Raw genomic sequence first — 25,140 nt, 5'->3', positions numbered from 1 at the left:
CGTACTCAAGAGTTTTACAATCTGGGCGATATAAAATAATAGACTCCACATAACAACTCATCTGTTGGCGAATAATTATAAGGCAAGCTGTAGCGCAATGTTCACACCTATTCGAATTCTACTTAACGCACAACGACATAATAAACGTATTATCACTTTGATTTACGATATTTTAGCGATATTTGCCTCACTACTTGCTGCGCATGCCTTAAGGCTGGATACACTGTCTTTTGATATAGGTTCCCGTGAATTACTCAGTATGATAACGACGGCTGCAGTCACTATTGTGTGCTTTGTGAAACTGGGAATGTACCGAGCAGTATTACGTTACATGATGTTACCTGCCATAGGTTATATCTTTTTATCTGTACTGATATCAGCAATAACGCTAGCCGTAAGTGGTTTCTTCTTTCAAGCATTCATTCCACGTAGTGTTCCGTTTATTTACGCAGGGTTGGCGACATTAACTCTTGGTGGTCCAAGACTTTTTATTCGCACCATTTACTATCACTACTACAAAAGACAAAAACCTAATGTTCTAATCTATGGAGCGGGCTCTACTGGACGAGACTTGGCCTACTCTCTAATCCAAGGAGGAGAATACCATCCGGTAGCGATTTTGGATGACGACACCAATAAAGTTGGCCAGATCATGTTTGGCATTCGGGTGCATCACTCTAGCGAGTTTGCGAATATTCAGTCTCTTTACCAACCAGTCAAACTCTTGCTTGCCATCAACAATATCAACAAGGGGAAGCGCCTGCGTTTGGTTGAAAAGCTGTCTAGTTGGCCAATCGAAGTGCAATCGGTTCCTTCGGTGGAAGATATAGCAACAGGTAAGGCACAAGCAACTGATGTACAGGATCTCGATGTAGCAGATTTATTAGGAAGAGCTCCTGTTGACCCAGATAAAGAATTATTAAGAAAGAATATCATTGGAAAGAGTGTCCTTGTAACTGGTGCTGGCGGCTCTATTGGGTCTGAGCTTTGCCGGCAGATATTGGCACAAAAACCAAAAACCTTGGTTCTTTTCGAACTTAACGAATATAACCTTTACAAAATTGACCAAGAACTAAAAAGTATTAAAGCGAACATCAAAGGTGAGACAGAGATAATTACCGCTCTCGGTTCAGTGCAAAACGAAAACCGACTGTTTAATATTATGACAACTTACCAAGTAGAAACCGTATACCATGCAGCAGCTTATAAACATGTTCCCATTGTTGAAGATAATATTGTTGAAGGTGTTCGCAATAACGTATTCGGCACGCTCTGTTGCGCTAGAGCAGCAATCCGGTCGCATGTTACTAACTTCACGCTTATTTCCACTGATAAAGCTGTACGTCCGACAAATATAATGGGAACCACCAAGCGCATGGCTGAGTTGGTGTTACAAGCTTTAGCTGATACTGAAACCAAGACATTATTTACCATGGTAAGGTTTGGTAATGTATTAGGCTCTTCCGGATCAGTTGTTCCACTGTTTAAAAAACAAATTAGATGTGGTGGCCCTGTCACTGTTACACACCCAGAAATCATTCGTTACTTTATGCTTATCCCAGAAGCCGCCCAGCTAGTAATTCAAGCGGGGGCAATGGGCCGTAATGGGCAAGTTTTCGTTCTGGATATGGGTGAACCTGTCAAAATCGTCGATCTAGCCAAACGAATGATTCACCTCATGGGAATGAAAGAATTCTACGATGGCAATAGTGAAGATGGTGATATCGAAATCAAGTTCACTGGATTGAGACCAGGCGAAAAACTGTACGAAGAGTTGTTGATAGGTGACAATGTCGAGGGTACAAGCCATCAAAAGATCATGACGGCTTCTGAGGACAAACTTAGCTGGGAAGAGATGGAAAAACTTTTGAAAGAGCTAGATATGTGTTGCCATAGCTTCGATGTCGAATGTATTAAGCGCCTTCTGTTGGAAGCGCCAACTGGTTATCAAGTGCGAGAATGCAAATAATGGCGTTGTTTATATCTGTTGTAAATCATAATCATGACGAAATGATTAGCGCAAATGATACGCTAAAAAACCTTGCTCAAAAACACACAGTAATCATTAAATCTAATACTGAAGCCAAAACATGCCTTAAGCAATACTGTCAAAAATCTGGAATACATCTCATTCAGGGCTCTTCGTTTAAAGGGTTCGGAGCAAATAACAATGAAGTCTTCAAAGTAGCTAAAACGTCATTTAACATGTGTAAAGAAGACTATTTTCTAGTGCTAAATCCTGATATTGAAATTAGCCTAGAATCAATTTCATCACTTTTAACTGAGCTTCAGCACACACCAACAGATATAGCGGCCATAAATCTTTTCAGAAATAGAGCAATGACTGAATACGATAACTCAATTCGCCATTACCCGAAGCTACTGAACCCTTTTAAAACATTACTTAGATTACCCCGCAAAGATTTTTATGATAAAAGCGTGATTAAACAACCAATATCAATAGACTGGGCGGCGGGCTCATTTCTATTGTTTAAAACTGGTTGCTATCAAGAATTAAAGGGGTTTGATGAAAAATACTTTATGTACTTTGAAGATGTGGACATATGTAGAAGAGCAAACGAACTTGGGTTAAGCATCATTTATTTCCCTCAAATAAAAGCTAAACACCTAGCTGCATATGATAATAGAAATTTCTTTTCAAAGAACTTTAGATGGTACTTAACTAGTTCTCTAAAATATCATTTTTCTATTAAATAGAAACTTACCAAGGATTACATTTTGAAGCAATTAACAAATAATAGATGGATTTTTATTTATAGCTCTTTAGCTTTAGTTTCACTCTATATTAGATACAAATATTCTTTTACTTCTGTAGGTGTATGGAACCAAGAATCTACATATCATGTATTATTAACCATAAAGTCATTAATAGGAAATGAATTTAACTTTCATCATTTATTACCGACGGTAACGCTACCAGGACAAGACAATTACTCAATTTCTTGGGGAGCAACAATGCCGACAGAAAATGGCGCTCAAATTTATACAAGCTTTGGTTCTTTAGGTTTTATTATTGCAGCAATTCCCTACTATATTTTTCCATAAGCCCAACATTAACAAGTCTCTATTATTACAATTTCCTTCTATTATTTTTCTCTGGATATTTATTCCTAATTACAATAAGGAATATGTGCAGCGATATAGGATTAAAAAGCTTAGATAAAGAACTAGTTACTTTTTCAGTAACATTAATTCTTATGCTTAACTCAGAATCATTGTTATCCCATGGGATAAATTTTTGGGTGTATAGCATTTTCCAACTCGTATTGTCAGCAGGAATTTATAGCTTTTACAATTACATCAATCATAATAAAAATTATATTCTACTATTATTTATTTGTTATGTTGGCCCGCAAATAGAATGGACAGGATACATTTTTAATATTGGTGTTTTTGTTTTTTTCTTAATCTTTAAGAAAAACGACTATAGGAAATTGTTTTATATAGCGATAACGACATTTACAGCAGGTACAACGCAAGTTATTCATTTTTCATCAGTACTAGGCTTAAATGAATATATGCAAAATTTGTTCTATCGATTTACATCAAGAAATATAACCAAAAGTAGTTTTTCGGATCTTTATAATGGTTATAAGGATAGCTACGGGTATTTTCTGTTAATAATACTATTTGCAGGGACAATAGTATTAAGCAAGAAAAAAACACCTTCATCTATACTTGCAACAGTTGGTATCTGTATATTTGTAAATCTAGAGAACATTATCATGTTGCAACATGCTGTTCAATTTTCATTTGATAGATTAAAGTTATCTTACTTCTTATCTATGCTTATCCTTTTGACTTTTATAAACGGTAGCCGTATAGTTAAGCATGTGTTTACACTGCTGCTACTCATCCCCGCAATTTATTCTATATCAACTTTTAAAAGTAATATTTATCAATACAACTACTGGAAAGAAATAAACAATCAAAATTCAGAACTAGCACTAGAGTCTTACAATAAATTAAATGACAAATGTAAAATAATAGCTTCCAGCGTGGGCGTAAGAGGCTATGCAAATATATTGTTTAATCAATCTATTTATGAGTACATTCCAAAAAATCTTTAGAAGAATTAAAAAACATCTCCAAAGTAAAATGTGGTGACATAGCTGTGGTTTATCTAGAAGGGTGCGGTGGTGATTTTCCAATATATAATAAGATGACTTTCATTTCCGAGGAAAGAACAGATTCAACATACACTGCTATTAACTTCTGTAATTAATTCTTTGGGGTATTGATATAAACATTTAAATACATTCTCTGAAAACTGATATAACTAAGAAGTATTTAATTACAACTAACATAGTATGGGCAAATGGAAAAACGTTGTAACCGAGAGCCCATACTTTCGACCAAATTTGTTGATATCAATTTTCCTTTAAAATGACCATGATTTACTATTCATATTATATCCCCCTACGTGGACTAGCTGAGTATGCAAGGCAGAGCAGAATGCTAGCTTACTTGTTGTCGCTAGCATCAGCTATTCAATAACGACTTGACGTAATTGTTGAACGGGAAAAGGAAATTGAGTTGTATACCACCTACGGTTATAGGTTATAGGCTTTAGGCTTTAGGCTTTAGGCTTTAGGCTTTAGCAAATTACCAAAAATACTGATACTTTTGGAGAATCTAAATAAACGTCCGATCCCGAAAAATACTTATGTACACAATTAAGAAATTTATAACCGAACTAATAATTTTACCTATTTAGGATTATAAAAACCCAAAGCGACTAGCAACAATTTCTTTATCACTTCAAGATTGCCTAAAATAGGACTAATTTTAGTTGGCACTTTACCCTTGCTTGGATAACGCCTAATTACTGGTATCTCTACACATTTCAACCCAACCTTTATGGACCGCAGAGCCAAATAATAGTGCAGCTCGTACCCATTAAATATATCACGAAAAAGAGATACGTCATTATTAAGAAGAAGGTTAGAGCTGTATGCTCTAAAGCCATTTGTAGTATCCGTGAACCTATAGCCCGATGCCAATCTCATTACTGGTATATGTATCAGTTTCAACCCAATCATTCGAGAAGTTGGAGTGTTAATTGCTTTTCCTCCAGGTATAAATCGAGAACCTTGCACATGATCATAACCTTCTCTCAGCTTGTTGATGAACTCAGGAATGCTTTCAACACTATCTTTGTTGTTACCATCAATAACAATGACACCTTTATAACCTTTCTCCAAAGCCCATGAAAAGGCGATTCGCATTTGTGAACCTAGTTTTCCTGAGTCTTTTTTGACCAACAAGGTATTAACATTATTTTTTTTTAAAATTGATATTTCTGTAGAGCCGTCTGTACTACCACCATCAGAGATAACAATATCTGCAGCAATTTCAATAGCGGACATCCGTTCTAACTGAGCGAGCAATTTCGTCCCTTCATTAATCACAAAAATAACCACACAGTAATCATGATTTTTATCGTTACCAAATTTCACTTCGTAGTTAGGTACTTCGTAATATTTTGGAATTCTCACTATTTATCCCTGCCTGTTTGGACCAAGTTAATATCTTCGCTTAAAGAGTCAAATAATACATTTTCTCTCTTATCATCTAACATAACAGAGCTATTCTTCTCAAAAATGACATTATATTCTCTATGCTCACTTCTATCATCTAAAAGCCTTGCTAAATATTCACCAAAAAATGAAAGCATCAAAAACTGCAACATAAATAGAAAAGACATAAACAATATCGTTGTAGTCCAACCTTCTGCAACTTTGTCATTTACGAAATTTATCACAATACTATAAATCGAAAATAGCATAGCAAAGCTACTTCCAGCTATACCTACAAAACTCATCCATCTTAGAGGTTTCGTCGAATTAAATACCATATGATGTAATATTTCGCTTATACCTTTAACGAGATTTTTCGTAAACTTTTCTTTAGTAGAAAACTCATAAGGTAAAGCTGCAATAGGATATCCAATGTTAGCCATTCTCATATGTAATTTGCAGTAAAATCTGCCTGATTCGGTTATAGCATTAACGGCTCTTCTACTTAAACAAAATGTACCCGTGGAATTTTCAGGTAAGGTATAACCAATAGTATTGATAACACAATTTGATGCTTTTCTTACTATTTTATAAAAGAAAGAATTTACATTTTTTGAGGTGCCAACAACTATATCGTATCCCGTCTTAGATAGTTCAACACAATCATTTATCAGTGATAACGGGTCCCTATCAGGATTAATGTTTATTACAAAATCACCAATAGCATTTTCTATCCCTGCAGCAAGAGCAACGTCATTGGGAACTTTTTGTGCTAATTTAATATAACGAACAGACTGAATACTAATTAATGCTTTATCCATGACTTTTTCAGTGTTATCTTGAGAGTTTTGATCGATTACTACTATTTCATAATCACTAAACCTAGGCTCAACATAAGAACTAATTTTTTCTAGGTAGCTATTTAAGTGCTCAGAGTTATTTTCAACTATAACTATAATAGTTATGAAATTATCACTTTTTTTCATCTGTCTAAACCTAAGTCTATAATAGTTTTAATCGCGTCATATACATTATCTATTTTCCCACCCATAATACAATGAAACCCGCGCATCGCATAATTTGCTTTAAATAATATAGGTCTTGAATCGTCTGAATCACTTCTAGGTAAAATAGTCTTAACTTCCCATATTGACTCTTTATATTGGATATCTTTAAAAGATGGAATATATCTCTGAGCATCTAGCTGCATACTTTTCCAAGCGGATTTCTTTTCTGAAAGATTGTAATGCTCATGAGCATCAATATATTGTGAAGACCCATCACTCCATTCGTAATGTGGTGTATATCTAACGTGACTAAATGAGTGAGCATTCTTTGATGGAAAAGGCATAGCAGAGAAAAATGGTCCACACATAACTGTAATACCAAGGTTACTGAAATCGTCGGGCATATCTACAATAGCCATTTCCGTCATTTCATGCCTAAGAGGGATTAAATCAATACCAGACCTCGATAACAAAGAGTTTAATAAAGAATATGTACAATTGAAAACCTGATCAGCAGTAATAATGTTATCACATCGTTCTGATTCTATAGCTAATTGCAACTTATTTGAAGAATCAGATTTTCTAACATTTACTACTCTAGAATCAAAAAATAATTCTAAGTTAGGCTTATCTAACCTATCCAACATAATTTCTTTTAAAATAGACGAATCAAAAGCGTATTCTTTTGTTCTGTAAATCGCATCAATCATCTGAGGATTGGTTAGTTTTTTTATATGATTTGGAGCCGGATCGCAAGTTGCTCCAATTCGCTCACAAAATTTAACAAACTGATTTGGAGATACTTTTCCAAGTTTTGTTGATATCATATAGTATTTATCAAAATCATTTTTGATACATGATGAAAACTCATCAACAAAACGAGGAAACGAAATTCTAGATCTTAGAGCTGTAAGTATACTTCTTGGATAATGATAACCATTATGTACTCGAGCTTGATTTACATAAGAAGCTCTTTGCATTGCATCAGATTCTTTTTCCAATACCACAACTGATTTACCTAGTTTATTAAAAAACTCGGCTAGATATAGGCCAAAGAAGCCGCCACCAATTATTGCAATTTGATAATTTTTCATAAATTACCTTATAGTTAATGCTACTACGCCACCCATAATCATCAATACACCCAACATATTTAGGATGCTCATGCTTTCACCAAACATGACTACAGATGCTATTGCGACTAAAGCTATAGAACCACTTGTTAATATAGGATGCGCAACATTAAGTGGCAATTTGGTTAGTGCCAATGCGTAAAGGACAAACGCAGCTCCATATAAAAGTACACCGATGAATAAAGGCCAATTTGCTAGTATAGTTAAGGGCTCTCTAATACTTATTGCTTGCTTCCGCTCTGTCATAGCAACTTTTATCAAAGTACTGGCTGATGCATTGGATAAAACACCTAAAATTAAAATCAACCATTTCATAATTTAACGCTTATAAAGTTTTTGTACTAAATTGACCGCTACTTCAACTTCTTGTATACATACATCTTTCGAAGTAGTGAGCATTTCAATTGCCAATGGAACATTAGGGAAATACTCATTAACAACAGGTGCAACTTTTGAATGATACTTACTATCAAACGATAATGGCCTTAGCTGAGGTTCGCTAATATGTATATGCCCTACATATGGGTATATTGATTCTATTATTTTCTTAGGACACTCATCATTAATATTCATAGCGCCTGTGTCCAACTGCATCTTTATATTAGAATGTCCTACTAATTCTACTATTTTTGCGGTGTCTAGACTATTGGTCATAAAGTTTGAGTTATAACATTCAGGATTAGGCTCTAAACAAACTATAACATTATTACTTAATGCCATTTCACCTAGATCGTAAAAAAAAGGTAGGGCAATATCCAATAGCTTACTATCTGGTATTTCAGAACGATCTCTATTTCGAGGAGAACCAAAAACTAGTTTTCTCGCATCCAATTTATTCCCAATTCGGCAGATATTAGATAAATGCGTCAGCATTCTATTTTTTACTTCTTTGTCACCAAATAAATTTAGACCTGTTGTACCAAAAAGCAATGATTGCATACCTAAAGGCTTTATACCTTTTGAAGACCAATATGAATTAATAATCCTAATTTCGTCATCAGAAATATTTTCAGGATTATTAAAATATTTAGCATGAGCGATATCAATATAATTAACCCCATAAGATATAAGTAAACCCGACATCTCATCATCAAAATCTACATCCCAAGCAATATTTGATATTGAAATCACGAATTCATTCCTTTTAGCTCAGACTGAGCATAAGATCTAATCGACAATAAGACTTCTTTTTTTGAATATTGATAGTTAAGTTTGCCTTCATAAATATCTACATAATTTGTTTGAAAATCATATTTAGGTGGGATATCTAACACTTCATTTTGGAAGTCTTTTATGCCAAATACCTTATCAGCAATTTCTGCTGTACTAATTGGTTCGGATGTTAAATGGATAATTTTTAAATTATTTTTTATGGCGATTTCTATATCCTGCCAAAGATTAACCATTGGATAAAACTGGAAAACAGACCGACTATCTATTGAAGATATATTATTATTATTTTGAAAATCATAAATAACATTTTTCTTTAATCCCGGACCAACTAATCCAGGAAGCCTTACAATAATATAATCATCAAAGTTTTTTTCAACAAACTCTTCTAAAAGTCTCCTATGCAATCCATAAGCATGAAGGCTTTCCTTATTTACAAAAGTTTCTTCATTAGACAAATTGGGAGAACTGAAAACATCAACTGTACTAATCAGAATAAACTTTTTAGCTCTTATCTTTGACAAATGAAAAATCAAATTTTCGATATTTTTTTTGTCACTATCCGGTTCTTTATTCGCCAACCACTTAACAGCCGGAGCTCCAGCGCAAACAATTGTGTCAAAATCACAACCAATAATTTCATCTATGTTAATGGAGCGATATAACGCATCAAAATGCCTCTGCTTTAACAAAGTTTGTCCGACAAACCCTGTATATCCTATTAACCCATCTTTCGACATAAAAAAACCTCTGAACTTTTATAAATCGTTTCAAAAATTATACTAAAAAATATAAATATACATATGGAAGCCGCCACGCTAGGCCAGTATAAATATCTAAAATCCGACGCTGGTAGAAAAATAATATAAGGAGCATAGTAAAGTAAAGAAGTTGTAGATAGTAACACTATCAACCTAAAAATATTTTTATCTTTCTTAATAAACAACGAAAGTGCCAATGTAAGAATATTAAATAAAAGCACATAAAAACCATTGATAACCCCATGTATATTAAAATATTCCACAATTGATAAGATAGCCATCTGACTATATAACCTAAAATATTTATCATATTCCCCACTAATATTCTTCATTTCAAAATTAGAAAAAAGCAGCTCTCTACTAGCATCATTTGAAGGCATTTGTGTAGAATAGAACCCACTGAACAAGAAGAATTTCATTAGTGAAAGTCTATGTTTAATATATGCGACAGGCTCTTCGAAAATTGATTTAAGCCATGCAGATTTTAATGCAGACAAATTTTCCTTATTAATAGTAAGAGGTAAGATTGAGGGTTCTTTATCTCTTAGAAAGACTAGTTTATTTGCATTTCCAGTAGTTTGTAACGATTCAATATAGTAGCTTTTAACTGCCTCAAAATTATAGGCTTCAGATTTTGTTATATACTCAGGGAAAAGAGATGTTCCAATTCTCGTTGAAATACCAGCCAAGTCATACAATTGTAGATACTGAATAGGGTAAGATTCCACGGAGTTAATATTTTTTTTAAATTCACCATTAGCCCAAAATACTAATAACGTAATAAAAGCAGTCACCATTAGTGTTTTTAATAATTTCAGCTTTCCGTTAAATATGTTATAAGATGCGTAAGAAATCATAAAAATAAGAATGAAAACTGCGTTAGTTCTTATACCCACTGCGATAATACTAAACAGTATCGAAGATGTATAAATAAAAAGCAATAAATATCTATTTTTACTGTAGTTGGTAAATAGAAGAATGGAAACAGATAAGAGAAGAAAAGCTGCTAGGAATACATCTTTCCAAACAACTCCTATAAAATTAACTATATATGGAGTAAATACTAACAGTGGGGTAAATAAAGCAGTTATATATCTATGCTCAATAACCAAAAATACTGAAACGCCTAACATCCCCAACACAAGTAAAACCACTATAATTGAATATAAAATTGGATAGCTTTGGGTATATGAAAGTAACATTGACCAAAAAAATGACATAAGCGGTGGATGCCAATCATTATAATTAGAAGTAATCGCTTGATGTAGTTGATCTGCTGAATCGTTCGTATATGTACCTGGGTAGAAAGCATATAAAACGATTGACGCAACTATAAAACTAATCACTGAGACAAGAAAAATACTATACGTTTTCTCTTTCATCAATAAAGAAAGAGTATAGCTGAATATAGAAAAAATAATGAATAGAAATATAAATAGGAAAATATCAAAATTCCCCCATATATTAAAAGGAGTTATCTCTATGAATTTTTGATATTTACTATATAGATTATAACTATATTCATTCCCATTTGATATAATAGTAACAAGACCTGAATAAGGATGCGTAGCAAAGGTTAGAGATGGTAAAGACTCCGAAGACAATGTCAACTTGGCTGGTTGTTGTTTGTATGAAACCCATACACCATTTCTATTTTCCCAACCATCGTCATAAGACTTAACTTGCCAGTTCTTTCCTTCTATTTTATACAGCCATATTTCTTTGCCCTTACTGTAATCTGAAGAATTACCTGTAGCAACTATCGTAACCAAATATTGAGATTTAACATCAGCATCTAAATTATTCACAATAGAGTAACACGTAAGGAGAAACGAAAATATGATTCCTACAAACATGTTATAACCAAGTCTTTTTGTATTGGTTTGCATATTATAATAAACTCATTTAAAGGAGTAATAAAAAGCAAAAGCGTTCAAAATAACACGCTTAAATATTGAACAACTTCTCGTTTGACTACGTGTTAAATCTTTAATGCTGATAGATTTTTCTTTAAATCGTCTATATTCTACGATTTGCTTCGCTACTATTTTTAATGACGCAATTGTATCTTCAATATAAATTAAGTTGTGAGCCAGATTTCTCTTTCTCCTTGCTCCAACCAAATTTCCGCCATGCTGTCTGTATTTGATAGTAGGTTCGCTAACAAATATGGGGCGCCCTATCGAACTTGCCACAACAGCAATCCACCAATCATGCATGGCAATATTGTCAATATTTATTATATTCAAAGATTTAATCACAGCATCTCTTAACTTACTGTTAATCATTATCGTAGCCCCTTGAACACAATTTTGATATAAAATACTACCATCCCTAACTGTATTAAAATCTAAATTTTGGTACTCAAAGAAACTAGTTTGCGTAACCTCTCCTACCTCATTTATTAATAACGAATCAGAAAAATAAAGTGTAGCAACGTTAGCACTACATTTATTAGCTTCTTCTTCATACAATTCAATTTTATTGTCTAACCAGATATCGTCTTGATCTGAAAATAAAACATACTCACTTTTACTGTGTCTTAATGATTGAAGGAAATTATACGTTACCCCTTTCCTTGGCCCATTTATTATCCTGTAATTAGTATAACTCAACTCATGGAATAAACTCTTAACTACTTCTAGCGTATAATCTGTAGAACCGTCGTCAGACAAAATAATATTAGCCGGCTTATTTTCTTGACCAATTATACTTTTTATTTGGTCTCGAATATATTTCTCTCCGTTATAAGTACAAATTATAACGTCATATTTAAAATCATTCATGTACGATATTTATCTACTATACGAACCTATTTTGTATTTTATTTTTCTAAGTTTAAAAAATAGGTTGGGGAAATTATTATTAATATAGTTAAGCGCCTTAAACCTTATTTGTTTGTACTTTGAAGCATTTCCTATTTTAGTACTTTCAACAGATTGCCAATAGGTATCCCACATTAAGCTTGCTGCTTTGAAAGAGCTTGTGTAATTATGCTTAACTTCAGAGCTGACGATGTTTAAACAAATATCGTTAAATACTTTGGAACTACTATCCCAGTCCGGCCAATCATTAGCAGTGTTGAGAGCTTCAAATTTCAAATTGTCAATCATCTTTTTATCAGCACACAACTGATTAATAAAGTTTAGAACTTCTTCGTCTTCTCTTGTAAAAGACACTAAAGCATTAGACGAGTGTTTTATATATTCATCATAGCCTGTAACATCGTAAGTAATCGATGTACAACCACAATGGAAAGCTTCTAAAGGTGGTCCAAACATGCCCTCAACAGTAGATAGCTTAACTAAAATATCGCAAGAGGCATATATTTGTCCTACTTTGGATATAGGAACACGGCTAAATAGTTTATCAACACCTTTCATTGCGCCTACTGGTGTTGATGTTAGCAGCCAAACTTCATCTGCATTACTTTTCTTTGCAATTTCTAAAGCTAGTTCGGTATTCTTAAAGGACACGTTTAAAGGTCCTTCAATCAATAATCTTGTTTTATTAGGCTCTCTTTTACATATAGGTTCGATTTGTTCATTGAAATACTCTTTGCGCACTCCATTTCTAACTAAGTGAGCATTTACAGCGTAATTATCAAACAAATATTCTTTTATCCAACTGGCTTCAGTTATAAACTCAACTTGAAGCGTGTAAGTTTGCTCAACTAAATTTCTTAGAATAACTTCTTCTTCAGGATAAAACTTTGACTCTATCGATTGGACAAAATATGCATATTTTTTTGCTTTAACTTTATGCAATGAGAATGTAGTCTTCCACCATGTAGCAATAGCTAAATCAAATAATTCGCCCTGAACTTCATTATAAGTTTTCCAAGTAACTTTCTCAGCACCTGGAAACCATTCTATTCTTTTTGTATTAACTTTATCATCTGTAACAATAGTTACTTCATTATCAAACTGAAGCATTCTTGTTGCATGCTCAAAAATCACATTAGTACCACCGCTAATGTCAGGGCTAAAAAGCAAAAAACAAACATTCATATTAAAAACCTAATTTATATTTTTTATATAGATAATAGACGTACATCAAAAAAGAGCAGCCGTTATTATAAAAAGCAACAGGCTTCCACCATTCTTTACCTATTTCAAAAGAAGGATTTTTAGCCACACCCATTAAGTAACCTAACCTTGATTTATTCCGCCCCCCTCCCAACACCGAATAGTCAAATGTTCCAAAGTTCTCATAATGTTTTATTTCGGAAATTTCCTTTATTTCAACTTCTCTTGGCAAAAGAACACCTTTAGCATAGTAATTAATAAGTTCATTTTCAAACTCCTTTGTAGATAAAGCATATTTTTCTCGACTGCTCTCTAACCATAATATTATATCTAAAAGCCTTTCTTGATACGGTCTGATTTTTGATGTGTATAAATTGCTCTCATAATCGTTGTGTTCTAATTCACCAAAACTAGGAAAACTGGTATATTTAATTAAGCTACCATGTGAAGCTGAACAAAATATTTCAAATGCAGCTCTAAACTCATTATATATACTAGTTTTATTAGTTCCGAATTGTCGAAACAATAGCCCGTGCTTAATACTATCATCACTAACACTAGCACCACTTAAGACACTACAGTAGTAGCCTGTAGTGTTCCTACCCGTCGCACTCCTAATATTATCTTGTATACTCCCTCTCCACCCAACATCAACTAAGTGAAGCTCCTCTTTACCTACTAAATAATCAATGTACTCATTGAGATATTTTTTTTGTCTAGCTCTTTCTCTATCATATACTTTGCAAAAAACTGGGTTAGAAATTAGTTTTTTAAATTCATCACTACTCTCTAAATTTTCATACTGTTCTTCAAATGATAGATCAGGTAATGCATCTTGAAAGCTATTCAGATGTTTATCTAATCCAAGAGAACTAATAAATGATTTCAGAGAAATCCTAGGGTATTGTTCTAGTAGTTTACTGAAACTTTCCTCGGCCAAATTTTTTAATGAAGGCAAATATGTAGCCCTTCGAGAAGCATACATATAGTGGCTTTGGGTAGTTGTTGAGTTTGATAAATTGTCATATATTTCTTTTAAAAACTCCCCCTCTCTGGCTAGAAATATAATATTCTTAATTTGATTAAACTCTAGATTCAATGTCAGTTTTTTTATAAATACATATAACGGTATAGCCATCCAGCAAAAACTAATGGATTTATCATCTCTAAATTTCTCATTCAGCCGACAGCGTAACTCTTTGATATTATTCTTAATTAAAGACTGTTCGTAAAACTGAAATGTCTCATTCCTGTCAATATGTACTGAAGACAAATCTTCTTCTAGTGCTTTTACATAATCACTGTGATAATTATCACCTATCATTAGCGTTTCAGTGGTACAAATATCATTTTCACATATTACTTTTCTATATAAAGCTCCAGTACGCTTTGAACTTAGACACTCACTTGAAACATATACCTTTTTAATAAATCTCTCAATTTTATGATGTCTAAGCAATTGTTCCATAAAACTTGAGTCCATATAAAAATCAGAAACAATATAAACATCAATCCCTTTGTTATAGCAAGACTTAATAAATTCGACGACATCAATATTAATATATTGATGTTTCATTTCAAGATTGAGTTCCAGTTCTATGCATTTACTAACAAACCGGCCCTTATTTGTATTTAGATTTAACTCCGAGGATAGTTGTTCAAACAGTAGTGATACTAATTCTTTATATTTAAATTCTTTTTCAAGCGTATGGGAAAAATTAATATCAGATAGTTCGCATTCAATCATCGAACGTAACTTGTACAAGTCTGCACTACGCATACTAAGATTGAAAGCATCAATCACATCTGAACACCACATTTTTTTAATTTCTTCTGGATGGCAGTTTCTTGATACTACAGTGTCGAAAAAATCTGAAAATATATTTTTTATATTTTCAGATATTGTTAAATTATTTAGATTCATAATAATTAAGTTCTATTCTAACCTTTCGTTTTAAGTTTTTTTATTTTCTCACCGATAGATTTGATAATTTTTTCAAATATAAAAAAATACTTGAACTTTTCTTCCATATCTTTAATCACTCTAAGCCTTTGCTCACAAATCTCTTCTGTAGCTTTTATTAATTCATATCTTTCTAGTGCCATTTTTTCTGCACATCTCATTGACTCATAAACAGGAATTAGCTGATCTTGGTCATACTCAACTAAGCTTTGTGATAGGAAGAATTTATTAGATATATCGTCTTTAATATTTTCATTACTACAAATAAATAAGAATGAGCCAAATTCTAGACTTTCGCTATTATCGACATGTTCAACTTCAAAATCACATTCATTTTCATCAATTATGAAGCAAGAAGATACTTGTCGCGTCATAACTCCAATTTTAACATTTACAAAATATTTCTTTAGGACCGTTTCCAATTTTTCCTGTGTAAATCTTGTAATGTGATATTTATTAGGGCCATAAACACTCTCACATTTATCATCATATTTTTTAGTCGGAACACTACCTATAAAAATTCCGTTAGGTTTAAGTACCCTAGTCACTTCGTCAAAGCAGTTATCTAAAACATCTTCTTCAACATGTTCTAGTGTTTCCATGCAAAAAAAAGTGTCAGCATAATTATCTTCCAAGTCTAAATTAGTTAGACTGCCAACTTTGAAATTAACATTCTCTTTTTTATAGTTGGAAAGTGCTATCTCAATAGAATCTTTTGAAATGTCAATACCAATATAATTTACTGCTTTAGTATGGTTTAAAATTATTTCGGAAGAATACCCAATACCACATGCACAATCTACAACACAGCCTTCTACTAGGTTAGAAAATAATTTATATCTTGAAAAATGCTCATCTATTAAATGTTTTTTTGTAACTAGTTCTTCATCCATTCTTTCCATTTTAGCCCCCAATAGTCCAGTAATGGTTAATGTTATATATTCCAACAGCTTTAAAATCATCTACTACTGTAAATTCACATGCAGGTGTAACTTCACTTAAAATCTGAATGCCTTCTTCATCATTAATAGCAAATCGCCAATAATACTTACCAGAAAGTAAATCTAACTTAGGAAAGGCAATTCTAACACAACCGTTTTCGGAGATAATATACGATTGATTACCTGTCATCAATGTAGTAGAACCACATATATATACACCATCAACACGATATAAGTTGAAAACAAAATGTACTTTGTTAATTAATTCTACGTCTGAACATTTAAAATCAAATTCTATAAAGACTGAATCTCCCGTTTTTATAGAATCCACATTATTACCATCAGAATTAGTAATTCTGCAATTAGTTATTTCAATGATTTTCTTTTCATTTACAGAATTACTAGAATCCACGCGCTCCTTTTTTTGTATACGATCTAGCTCTTGAAGATCTTGTAAGTAAAGATTAACACCTTCATTTACTTCACCAAAATATTTTTGCACCCCACTCTTCAAGTACAATACCTTATTACATATATTTCTCACTTGATAATCGTCATGAGATACAAAAAGTATGGTACATCCTGAATCTCTAATTTGTTTTAGTTTATTGATGCACTTTCTCTGAAATCTAGAATCACCTACGGATAATATTTCATCTACTATTAATATTTCAGGCTTTACGTGAATAGCAGTAGCAAAAGCAAGCCTAGCAAACATGCCACTTGAATAAGTTTTTACTGGTTGCTGTAGAAACTCACCTATATCAGCAAACCGTACTACATCATCAAATATTTCATCTATTTCCGGCTTGGATAAACCCATCAAAGCAGCATTGAGTCTGATATTTTCTAGACCTGTAAACTCTGGATTAAATCCGGCTCCTAACTCCAATAAAGCGGCAACTCTTCCATCAACCACAGCATTGCCACTAGTTGGAGCTAGGGTACCACAAATAATCTGCAATAACGTAGATTTACCAGACCCATTAACGCCTATAATACCAACTGTATCGCCTTTATTTACCTCAAAATTTATATCTACTAAAGCATTATATTTTGGACTTTGAGTTCTTAAGCCAAATATATCTTTCATCCTTTCTATAGGATTATTGAACAGTATAAAACTTTTAGATATTTTACTTACTTTTATGATAGTTTTAGATAACATCGGCAAAACCAACTTTAAGTTTATTGAACCACTTTGATGCTAGAAAATATGATATAACACAAACTAGAAAATACAATGCGTAAGGTATTACATCAATAAACCTCCCATATATAACCACATCACGCAAGCACTCAATAGCATAAGTAATAGGATTTAGATAAATCAGCCACCTATATTTTTCAGGCACACTTGTAATTGAATAAAATACTGGGGATAGAAATAGCAATATGGAAATTGCTACCGATATGATATGGCTAACATCTCTAACATACACACTTAGTGCTGATATAAACAAAATAAGTGCTAGTGCCATTATTATCATTGGTAGAACAATAAAGGGGACTAATAACTGGGAAGGCTGTAAGTCATATCCCATAACAAAATAGAACAATAAGAAAACGCAAAAAGAAATTAAAAACTGAAAGAAAGATGAAAGCAGGCTAACCCAGCATAGTATTTGTAGAGGGAAAATGACTTTCTTAACATAGTTAGCATTACCATGAATAAGGCCTGTAGCTTTCCCTAAACATTCAGAATAAAAAGCATGTGTAATGAGTCCAATAAACATTACTAAACTATAACTAATATTTGTATCTACACCCCATTTTGATTTAAATACAAAGCTGAAAACAAAAGTATAAATAGCTAACATAAACAGTGGTAAAGCTATGCTCCATAATAAACCCAAACTTGAGCTTCGATAGCGTTCTTCAATGTCTCTTTTTGTCAGCGATATTATTAGAGAGTAGTTTTTTGCTAAAGTTTTCATTATATTGCATCACTCAGTAATGGGGCTGTACTATCTTTTTCAGAAATTATTAAATCAGTATACTGATCTAAAGGCCACTCTATCCCAATGTCCGGGTCACTCCATACTATGGCACCTTCAGTATTGGGGTTATAATAGTCAGTACATTTATAGACAAATTCAGCTTCATCACTTGTCACATAAAATCCATGAGCAAAGCCTTCGGGAATCCACAATTGGCGTTTATTCTCAGCAGATAGAAACTCACCTACCCATTGACCAAACGTTGGAGAATTTTTACGAATATCTACTGCCACATCAAATACTTCCCCAGATACCACTCGTACTAGTTTGCCCTGTGCGTTTTTCGTTTGGTAGTGCAGACCACGTAAAGTAGCTTTCTTAGATTTTGAATGGTTGTCTTGTACAAATTGTGTAGGTTTACATGTGACTAATTCTTCAAATTTTCTCTGCTGCCACGTTTCCATAAAAAAACCACGTTCATCACTAAACACGGTTGGCTCAATAATTTTTACTTCAGGTATTTTGGTATCGATAACTTTCATATTTCACTACTTATAAGCTTGAATGTTTTCTAATGCCGTTTGCCAATCACTTGGCTTGATACCAAATTGATTGAAAATTTTACTGCAATCTAGGCGAGAATTAGCGGGACGCTTTGCAGACGTTGCGTACGCGGAAGTCGGAATAGCTTTAATTGTAGGCTGATTAGCTACTACGCCTTTACTTTCGGCTAACTGGAATATTTGGGAAGCAAATCCGTACCAACTGGTGTAAGGCATTCCTGCGAAATGGTAAACCCCCCATTCAGGCTTCTGCCCTTGTTCGACGTAGACGATCATAGCAATCAGCGCATCAGCAATATCTCGCGCATACGTCGGGCCGCCAAACTGGTCATCGACGATGTTAAGCTCATCTCTTGTTTGAGCGAGGCGTAGCATAGTCTTAACAAAGTTATTGCCATGCTCACCGAACACCCAAGCGGTACGTAAGATAAGGTGCTGTGAACAATTTTGTGCTACCGCCAACTCACCAGCAAGCTTACTTTGACCGTAAACACCTTGAGGTGCTGTTTGATCCACTTCTCTATAAGGTTGTTCACTTTCTCCATCGAACACATAATCCGTGGAGATATGTAATATCACAGCATTCACTTGCTGTGCTGCTTCAGCTAAATATTGAGGACCATCACGGTTTATCGCATTAGAAAGTTCAACTTCCTGTTCCGCGCGGTCAACGGCGGTGTGTGCCGCCGCATTGATAATGTAATCGGGTTTGAAATCCGCCACCGTTTTGCTCACTGCCTGTTGGTCAGTAATATCTAGCCCTTCATAGTCAAGGGCTAGAATCTCGGCTTTGCTTTTCAAACGTTCAGTTAAGCAATGACCCACTTGGCCATTGCAACCTGTGATGAGAACTCTCATTGATTTCCCTAATTATTTGACCAAAGAGTGTAGATACTGACCATAAGCATTTTTCAGCATTGGTCTTGCAATCACTTCTAACTGTTCATTGCTCAGCCAACCGTTGCGCCATGCAACCTCTTCCAAACACGCAACTTTTAAGCCTTGCACGTGTTCAATTGTCTGAACGAATGAAGAAGCTTCATGTAAGCTCTCATGAGTACCTGTGTCTAGCCAGGCAAAACCACGGCCAAGTAGTTCAACATTTAGCGTGCCATCGTTGAGGTACATCTCGTTTAATGAAGTGATTTCTAGCTCACCACGAGCAGAAGGTTTTACTTGCTTCGCAAGCTCAACAACACGATTGTCGTAGAAGTACAACCCCGTCACTGCGTAGTTTGACTTAGGCTTAGCTGGCTTTTCTTCGATCGAAACGGCTTTCATATTTACGTCAAATTCAACTACACCAAAACGCTCTGGGTCTTTCACTTGGTAGCCGAATACGGTTGCGCCATGATCGCGTGATGCAGCGCTCTTCAATGTTTTACTGAATGACTGACCATAGAAAATGTTGTCACCCAATACCAAGCAGACTGAATCCTTACCGATGAACTTTTCACCGATCAGGAACGCTTGTGCTAGACCATCTGGGCTTGGTTGAATCTCGTATTGCAGATTAATACCAAAATCACTGCCGTTTCCTAATAGACGTTTAAAGCTTTCGTTGTCCTCAGGAGTAGTAATAATCAGAATATCTTTGATACCCGCTAGCATCAGTGTAGAAAGAGGGTAGTAAATCATTGGCTTGTCGTAAACAGGGAGTAATTGTTTAGAAACACCGCGAGTAATTGGGTATAAACGAGTACCCGAGCCACCAGCTAAAATAATTCCTTTCACGGTTATTCTCCCGAGCCTAGACGCTCACGGCTATATGAACCATTTAATACACGGCTCCACCACTCTTTGTTATTCAGATACCATTCCACTGTTTTACGAATACCAGATTCGAATGTCTCTTGAGGTCTCCAACCCAATTCACGTTCAATCTTTTCAGCATCAATAGCATAGCGAACATCGTGCCCAGGACGATCTTTTACGTAAGTGATTAGGTCTAAGTATTGAGCAACACCTTGAGGTTTAACAGGCACGAACTCTTCCAATAGAGTGCAAATTGTTTTCACCACTTCAATGTTTGCTTTCTCGTTGTGGCCGCCGATGTTATAGGTTTCACCGACGTTCCCTTCAGTAACCACTTTGTATAGTGCACAAGCATGATCTTCAACAAATAGCCAATCACGGATTTGCATACCGTCACCATAAACAGGTAACGGCTTGCCATCTAAAGCGTTAAGGATCATTAATGGGATCAGTTTTTCAGGGAAGTGGAATGGACCGTAGTTATTTGAACAGTTGGTCACGATCGTTGGCAGACCATAAGTACGTAGCCACGCACGTACTAGGTGGTCACTGGAGGCTTTCGATGCCGAATACGGTGAAGAAGGCTCATAAGAAGTTTCTTCAGTAAACAGATCGTCAGTCCCTTCTAAGTCACCATACACTTCGTCAGTTGAGATATGGTGGAAACGGAATGCTGCTTTTTTATCGTTCTCAAGCGTGTTCCAATAACTACGCGCAGCTTCAAGTAAGGTATAAGTGCCAACTATATTGGTCTCAATAAACGCGGCTGGGCCATCAATCGAACGGTCTACATGCGATTCGGCTGCTAGGTGCATGACTGCATCTGGTGCGTACTGCTTAAATAGACGATCGAGTTCAGCACGGTCACAAATGTCTACTTGTTCAAATTTATATCGGTCACTTTGTGATACTTCTAGTAAAGACTCTAAATTACCAGCATAAGTTAATTTATCTACGTTAATCACGCTGTCTGATGTCTGTTTGATAATATGGCGAATAACCGCCGAACCAATAAAACCAGCGCCACCTGTCACAAGTATGTTCATATTCACATATCCACAAGAGTATTTAATAAACTAATTTAATAAATTTTAGACACGCTACCGCCCTTGGTTCATGCTATACCAAAAGCCATACACTACTAAATTTTTCCATATTTGGGGCAGAATCATACATCAAAAAGACTGGGGAGGCGATTATGTATAATGGTGTGAGCTTTTTTTGTGATTACAGCACTAAATCAACTCGCTATAATGCTGATATCTGTTCGCAATTTCATCATCCAAAAGGAACATTATGATCATCGTAACTGGCGGTGCTGGCATGATTGGCAGCAATATCGTTAAAGCACTTAACGAACAAGGTATCAACGACATACTCGTAGTGGATCATTTAAAAAATGGCCGTAAGTTCCAAAACCTAGTCGATCTGGATATTACCGATTACATGGATCGCGATGATTTCCTGACACAAATTATGGCTGGAGACGATTTCGGCCCTATCGATGCAATTTTCCATGAAGGAGCCTGTTCTGCCACAACTGAGTGGGACGGTAAATATATGATGCTCAACAACTATGAGTACTCGAAGGAGTTGTTGCATTACTGCTTAGATCGGGAGATTCCTTTCCTTTACGCTTCTTCAGCGGCAACTTATGGTGAAACTGATACTTTTATTGAAGAACCACAATATGAAGGTGCATTAAACGTTTACGGTTATTCCAAGCAACAGTTTGATAATTATGTTCGAAAACTTTGGGCAGATGCGGAAACACATGGTGAAAAACTTTCTCAAGTGACGGGTTTTCGCTACTTCAATGTTTATGGCCCACGCGAACAACACAAAGGTTCAATGGCATCTGTTGCGTTTCATTTAAATAATCAAATGAACGCTGGAGAGAACCCTAAACTGTTTGCCGGTAGTGAGCATTTTAAACGCGATTTTGTTTATGTAGGTGACGTTGCAGCGGTAAACTTGTGGTTTATGAAGCATGGTAAGTCAGGTATTTTTAACCTAGGCACAGGCAATGCAGAATCATTCAATGAAGTCGCTAAAGCAGTTATCAAGTTCCATGGTAAAGGTGAAGTGGAAACTATCCCATTCCCCGAGCACTTGAAAGGCGCATATCAAGAGTTTACCCAAGCTGACTTATCAAAACTACGTGCCGTAGGTTGTGACCACCAATTTAAGACTGTGGCTGAAGGTGTGGCTGAGTACATGGCAACCATCAACTAACTTTAATTGTTCGTAATAACGAGTCCATTGTGGCTCGTTATTACATTTTTCTTTCTTTAGCATCTCCACTTACTTATGAATTTTCGCCTAGATATTAATGCCTTAAGAGCGATTGCTGTTTCGTCCGTAGTCTTATACCATTTCAACTCAGCATTACTTCCAGGTGGATTTGCTGGTGTTGATGTATTCTTTGTCATCTCCGGTTTTTTGATGACAAGAATTATATTTACGCGTTATTCAGAAAATAGATTTAGCTTCGGTGAGTTCTATATTTCTCGAGCAAAGCGAATCATACCAGCACTCTCCGTAATGCTACTTGTCACATTAGTAGCTGGCTTTTTCACTCTTTCTCCTTTTGAGTTTAAAACGTTAGGCAAACATACGTTAAAAAGTGCGTTGTTCATCTCGAACCACGCGTACCTAAAAGAAGCTGGGTATTTTGACACTTCTTCGATGGATAAGTGGTTGCTCCACACTTGGTCACTATCCGTAGAATGGCAATTCTATTTAATTTACCCGCTAATAATTGTTGGGTTATTGAAAACATTTAAATATGAGACTGTAAAAAATTCAGTCCTATTTATATTTTTAGTGTCTTTCATCTATTCTATTTATACAGCTTATAATTCTCCCGATAGTGCTTACTACCTTTTAAGCTCAAGAGCATGGGAAATGCTGCTAGGTGGGATAGCATATTTATACCCAATAAAACTAAAGCGAACATTTGCTCAACTAGTTACAACAGCTCTTGGTATGTTATTGATTGTTGCCTCTTGCCTATTCATAGACAGCTCATTTGCATGGCCAAGTCAATACACTCTTCCTGTATCGATAGGCGCATACTTCGTTTTGTCTGCCAATTATCAACACGTTAGTTTTTACAATAATCTGATTATCAAGCAAATAGGCAAAAGCTCATATTCTATATATTTATGGCACTGGCCAATTTTAGTTTTGGGAAGCTATTGGCAAATACCTCATTGGGAAGTGGTAGGATTGCTGTTATCGATAGCTATAGGAATTTTCAGCACTAAATACATAGAGTCACTATCGTTTCAAGCTCCAAAGATATCTGTACTTCAACTAGTTAAGTATCCGCCTATAGCACTAACAGCTATCACTTTATTGTTATCACAACTCGTATACTCGACAAATGGCGCTCTAAGCTTATACCCTTTAAATATTCAAACCATCTCAAATGAAGCTACCAATTTGAACCCTGAAAGGGAAAGATGTCATGTGGGTACAGGAAAAGTGCCTGAATGCGTTTACGGGGAAGGACGTATTAATCAAATTGTGCTTGGTGATAGTCATGCAGCAAGCATTATAAGGAGCATTGACAAAGCATTCCCGAACTCAGCAACATTAGATTGGACAATGTCGGGATGTCGCACTGCATTCGACATTTATAATATTAGGGAAGTTAAGGAAGATCACTCTTGTGGAGAATTTATTGACTCCCGAATTGCTGCTCTAAAAAATTATCCGTCTGCATCTGTCTATATACTCAATCGCTATGCTTCACTACTTTATGGCGCAAATGAATATCAAGACAACGATGTTACAGAGTTTTTTGTTGGTAAATCAAGAATAAATCGAAGAGGAAAAGAATATACAGAGCAAGCTCTAAGCTCCATGTACGAGACAATCTGTGCCATATCGAAAGTCAATAAGGTATACGTGATTGACCCAATTCCTGAGCTCAGAAAACATGTTCCAAAAACCATGGCAAAGGAAATCATGCGGGGAAATTCTGACTATAGGGTATCCATTTCAGTCGATGAGTACACATCACGAAACAAAGAGATTTTTGCTTTATTTAATCAGTTAGAAACCGATTGTGATGTACATAGAGTCCAAGTCAAACAACTATTTTGCGACCAAGATTCTTGCTACGGTGACATAAAAGGAAGACCTCTTTATTTTGATGATGATCATCTTAGCGAATTTGGAGCAAGTCAACTAATACCAATAATTAAAGTCTTGTAATATAAGTCTGGTGTTTTCTCTACTTTTGTACGTTAGAATGATACTTCACGCCATCAAAACGACACTGGCAGTAAACAACAATTTACCGAATGTTGATGCTTGCTCAACTTACTTA

General features: G+C 34.9%; 23 protein-coding genes. 6 read left to right on the top strand and 17 right to left on the bottom strand.

Translation table 11 applies throughout. The features are described 5' to 3' along the window. The first annotated feature begins 97 nt into the window (after positions 1-97). From HUO09_RS16575 to HUO09_RS16560, 4 genes are all read left to right on the top strand, one after another. A complete protein-coding gene (locus HUO09_RS16575; protein ID WP_188234628.1) occupies positions 98-1,969 on the top strand; it encodes a nucleoside-diphosphate sugar epimerase/dehydratase in 1,872 nt (623 codons plus the stop codon). Next, on the top strand, positions 1,969-2,718 hold the full coding sequence (locus HUO09_RS16570) for a glycosyltransferase (protein WP_188234656.1): 750 nt from the start codon (positions 1,969-1,971) through the stop codon (positions 2,716-2,718). The genes HUO09_RS16575 and HUO09_RS16570 overlap by 1 nt, the downstream gene beginning before the upstream one ends. Positions 2,719-2,739: 21 nt before the next feature. Further along, a complete protein-coding gene (locus tag HUO09_RS16565) occupies positions 2,740-3,066 on the top strand; it encodes a hypothetical protein (protein ID WP_188234627.1) in 327 nt (108 codons plus the stop codon). Between the two features lie 83 nt (positions 3,067-3,149). After that, positions 3,150-4,091 (top strand): hypothetical protein, encoded by a 942-nt coding sequence (locus HUO09_RS16560; RefSeq protein ID WP_188234626.1) that lies wholly within the window; start codon positions 3,150-3,152, stop codon positions 4,089-4,091. 639 nt (positions 4,092-4,730) lie between these two features. Here HUO09_RS16560 and HUO09_RS16555 read toward each other — a convergent pair. The 17 genes from HUO09_RS16555 to rfbB form a co-directional block, all read right to left on the bottom strand. Next, positions 4,731-5,519, bottom strand: a complete 789-nt coding sequence (locus tag HUO09_RS16555; RefSeq protein WP_188234625.1) for a glycosyltransferase family 2 protein — start codon at positions 5,517-5,519, stop codon at positions 4,731-4,733. Continuing rightward, positions 5,519-6,526, bottom strand: coding sequence for a glycosyltransferase (locus HUO09_RS16550; RefSeq protein ID WP_188234624.1), 1,008 nt, complete (start codon positions 6,524-6,526; stop codon positions 5,519-5,521). Before HUO09_RS16550 ends, HUO09_RS16555 begins: the two co-directional genes overlap by 1 nt. Continuing rightward, on the bottom strand, positions 6,523-7,641 hold the full coding sequence (locus HUO09_RS16545; protein WP_188234623.1) for an FAD-dependent oxidoreductase: 1,119 nt from the start codon (positions 7,639-7,641) through the stop codon (positions 6,523-6,525). The genes HUO09_RS16550 and HUO09_RS16545 overlap by 4 nt, the downstream gene beginning before the upstream one ends. Before the next feature lie 3 nt (positions 7,642-7,644). Next, entirely contained in the window at positions 7,645-7,995 is a 351-nt protein-coding gene (locus HUO09_RS16540; protein WP_188234622.1) for a multidrug efflux SMR transporter, read from the bottom strand. Between the two features lie 3 nt (positions 7,996-7,998). Further along, positions 7,999-8,811 carry a sugar phosphate isomerase/epimerase gene (locus tag HUO09_RS16535; RefSeq protein WP_188234621.1) on the bottom strand — a complete coding sequence of 271 codons (813 nt, stop codon included), beginning with the start codon at positions 8,809-8,811 and terminating at the stop codon, positions 7,999-8,001. Continuing rightward, positions 8,808-9,590, bottom strand: a complete 783-nt coding sequence (locus tag HUO09_RS16530) for an NAD(P)-dependent oxidoreductase (protein WP_188234620.1) — start codon at positions 9,588-9,590, stop codon at positions 8,808-8,810. The genes HUO09_RS16535 and HUO09_RS16530 overlap by 4 nt, the downstream gene beginning before the upstream one ends. Beyond that, entirely contained in the window at positions 9,572-11,419 is a 1,848-nt protein-coding gene (locus tag HUO09_RS16525; protein ID WP_188234619.1) for a hypothetical protein, read from the bottom strand. The genes HUO09_RS16530 and HUO09_RS16525 overlap by 19 nt, the downstream gene beginning before the upstream one ends. Positions 11,420-11,512: 93 nt before the next feature. Then, on the bottom strand, positions 11,513-12,397 hold the full coding sequence (locus HUO09_RS16520; RefSeq protein ID WP_188234618.1) for a glycosyltransferase family 2 protein: 885 nt from the start codon (positions 12,395-12,397) through the stop codon (positions 11,513-11,515). A gap of 9 nt (positions 12,398-12,406) precedes the next feature. Beyond that, positions 12,407-13,621 carry a glycosyltransferase gene (locus HUO09_RS16515; RefSeq protein WP_188234617.1) on the bottom strand — a complete coding sequence of 405 codons (1,215 nt, stop codon included), beginning with the start codon at positions 13,619-13,621 and terminating at the stop codon, positions 12,407-12,409. A 1-nt stretch (position 13,622) separates the two neighbouring features. After that, on the bottom strand, positions 13,623-15,563 hold the full coding sequence (locus HUO09_RS16510) for an HAD hydrolase-like protein (RefSeq protein ID WP_188234616.1): 1,941 nt from the start codon (positions 15,561-15,563) through the stop codon (positions 13,623-13,625). A gap of 17 nt (positions 15,564-15,580) precedes the next feature. Further along, positions 15,581-16,504 carry a class I SAM-dependent methyltransferase gene (locus HUO09_RS16505; RefSeq protein WP_188234615.1) on the bottom strand — a complete coding sequence of 308 codons (924 nt, stop codon included), beginning with the start codon at positions 16,502-16,504 and terminating at the stop codon, positions 15,581-15,583. Between the two features lies 1 nt (position 16,505). Beyond that, the gene (locus HUO09_RS16500) at positions 16,506-17,711 is read right to left on the bottom strand and encodes an ABC transporter ATP-binding protein (RefSeq protein WP_188234614.1); all 1,206 of its coding nucleotides are present in this window, start codon (positions 17,709-17,711) and stop codon (positions 16,506-16,508) included. Continuing rightward, entirely contained in the window at positions 17,701-18,480 is a 780-nt protein-coding gene (locus HUO09_RS16495; RefSeq protein WP_188234613.1) for an ABC transporter permease, read from the bottom strand. Before HUO09_RS16495 ends, HUO09_RS16500 begins: the two co-directional genes overlap by 11 nt. Then, positions 18,480-19,025, bottom strand: coding sequence for a dTDP-4-dehydrorhamnose 3,5-epimerase (gene rfbC / locus HUO09_RS16490; protein ID WP_188234612.1), 546 nt, complete (start codon positions 19,023-19,025; stop codon positions 18,480-18,482). The genes HUO09_RS16495 and rfbC overlap by 1 nt, the downstream gene beginning before the upstream one ends. Positions 19,026-19,031: 6 nt before the next feature. Further along, the gene (gene rfbD, locus HUO09_RS16485; RefSeq protein WP_188234611.1) at positions 19,032-19,904 is read right to left on the bottom strand and encodes a dTDP-4-dehydrorhamnose reductase; all 873 of its coding nucleotides are present in this window, start codon (positions 19,902-19,904) and stop codon (positions 19,032-19,034) included. 12 nt (positions 19,905-19,916) lie between these two features. Next, positions 19,917-20,780, bottom strand: a complete 864-nt coding sequence (rfbA, locus tag HUO09_RS16480) for a glucose-1-phosphate thymidylyltransferase RfbA (protein WP_188234610.1) — start codon at positions 20,778-20,780, stop codon at positions 19,917-19,919. A 2-nt stretch (positions 20,781-20,782) separates the two neighbouring features. Continuing rightward, the gene (gene rfbB / locus HUO09_RS16475) at positions 20,783-21,847 is read right to left on the bottom strand and encodes a dTDP-glucose 4,6-dehydratase (protein ID WP_188234609.1); all 1,065 of its coding nucleotides are present in this window, start codon (positions 21,845-21,847) and stop codon (positions 20,783-20,785) included. A gap of 250 nt (positions 21,848-22,097) precedes the next feature. Between rfbB and rfaD the strand changes: the two genes are divergently transcribed. Further along, a complete protein-coding gene (gene rfaD / locus HUO09_RS16470) occupies positions 22,098-23,036 on the top strand; it encodes an ADP-glyceromanno-heptose 6-epimerase (RefSeq protein WP_188234608.1) in 939 nt (312 codons plus the stop codon). A gap of 75 nt (positions 23,037-23,111) precedes the next feature. After that, a complete protein-coding gene (locus HUO09_RS16465; protein ID WP_188234607.1) occupies positions 23,112-25,025 on the top strand; it encodes an acyltransferase family protein in 1,914 nt (637 codons plus the stop codon). Positions 25,026-25,140: the final 115 nt, after the last annotated feature.

The organism is Vibrio sp. Y2-5 (genome assembly GCF_014596725.1).
Taxonomy (GTDB): Bacteria; Pseudomonadota; Gammaproteobacteria; order Enterobacterales; family Vibrionaceae; genus Vibrio.
This window is presented reverse-complemented; position numbering and strand designations above follow the sequence as displayed.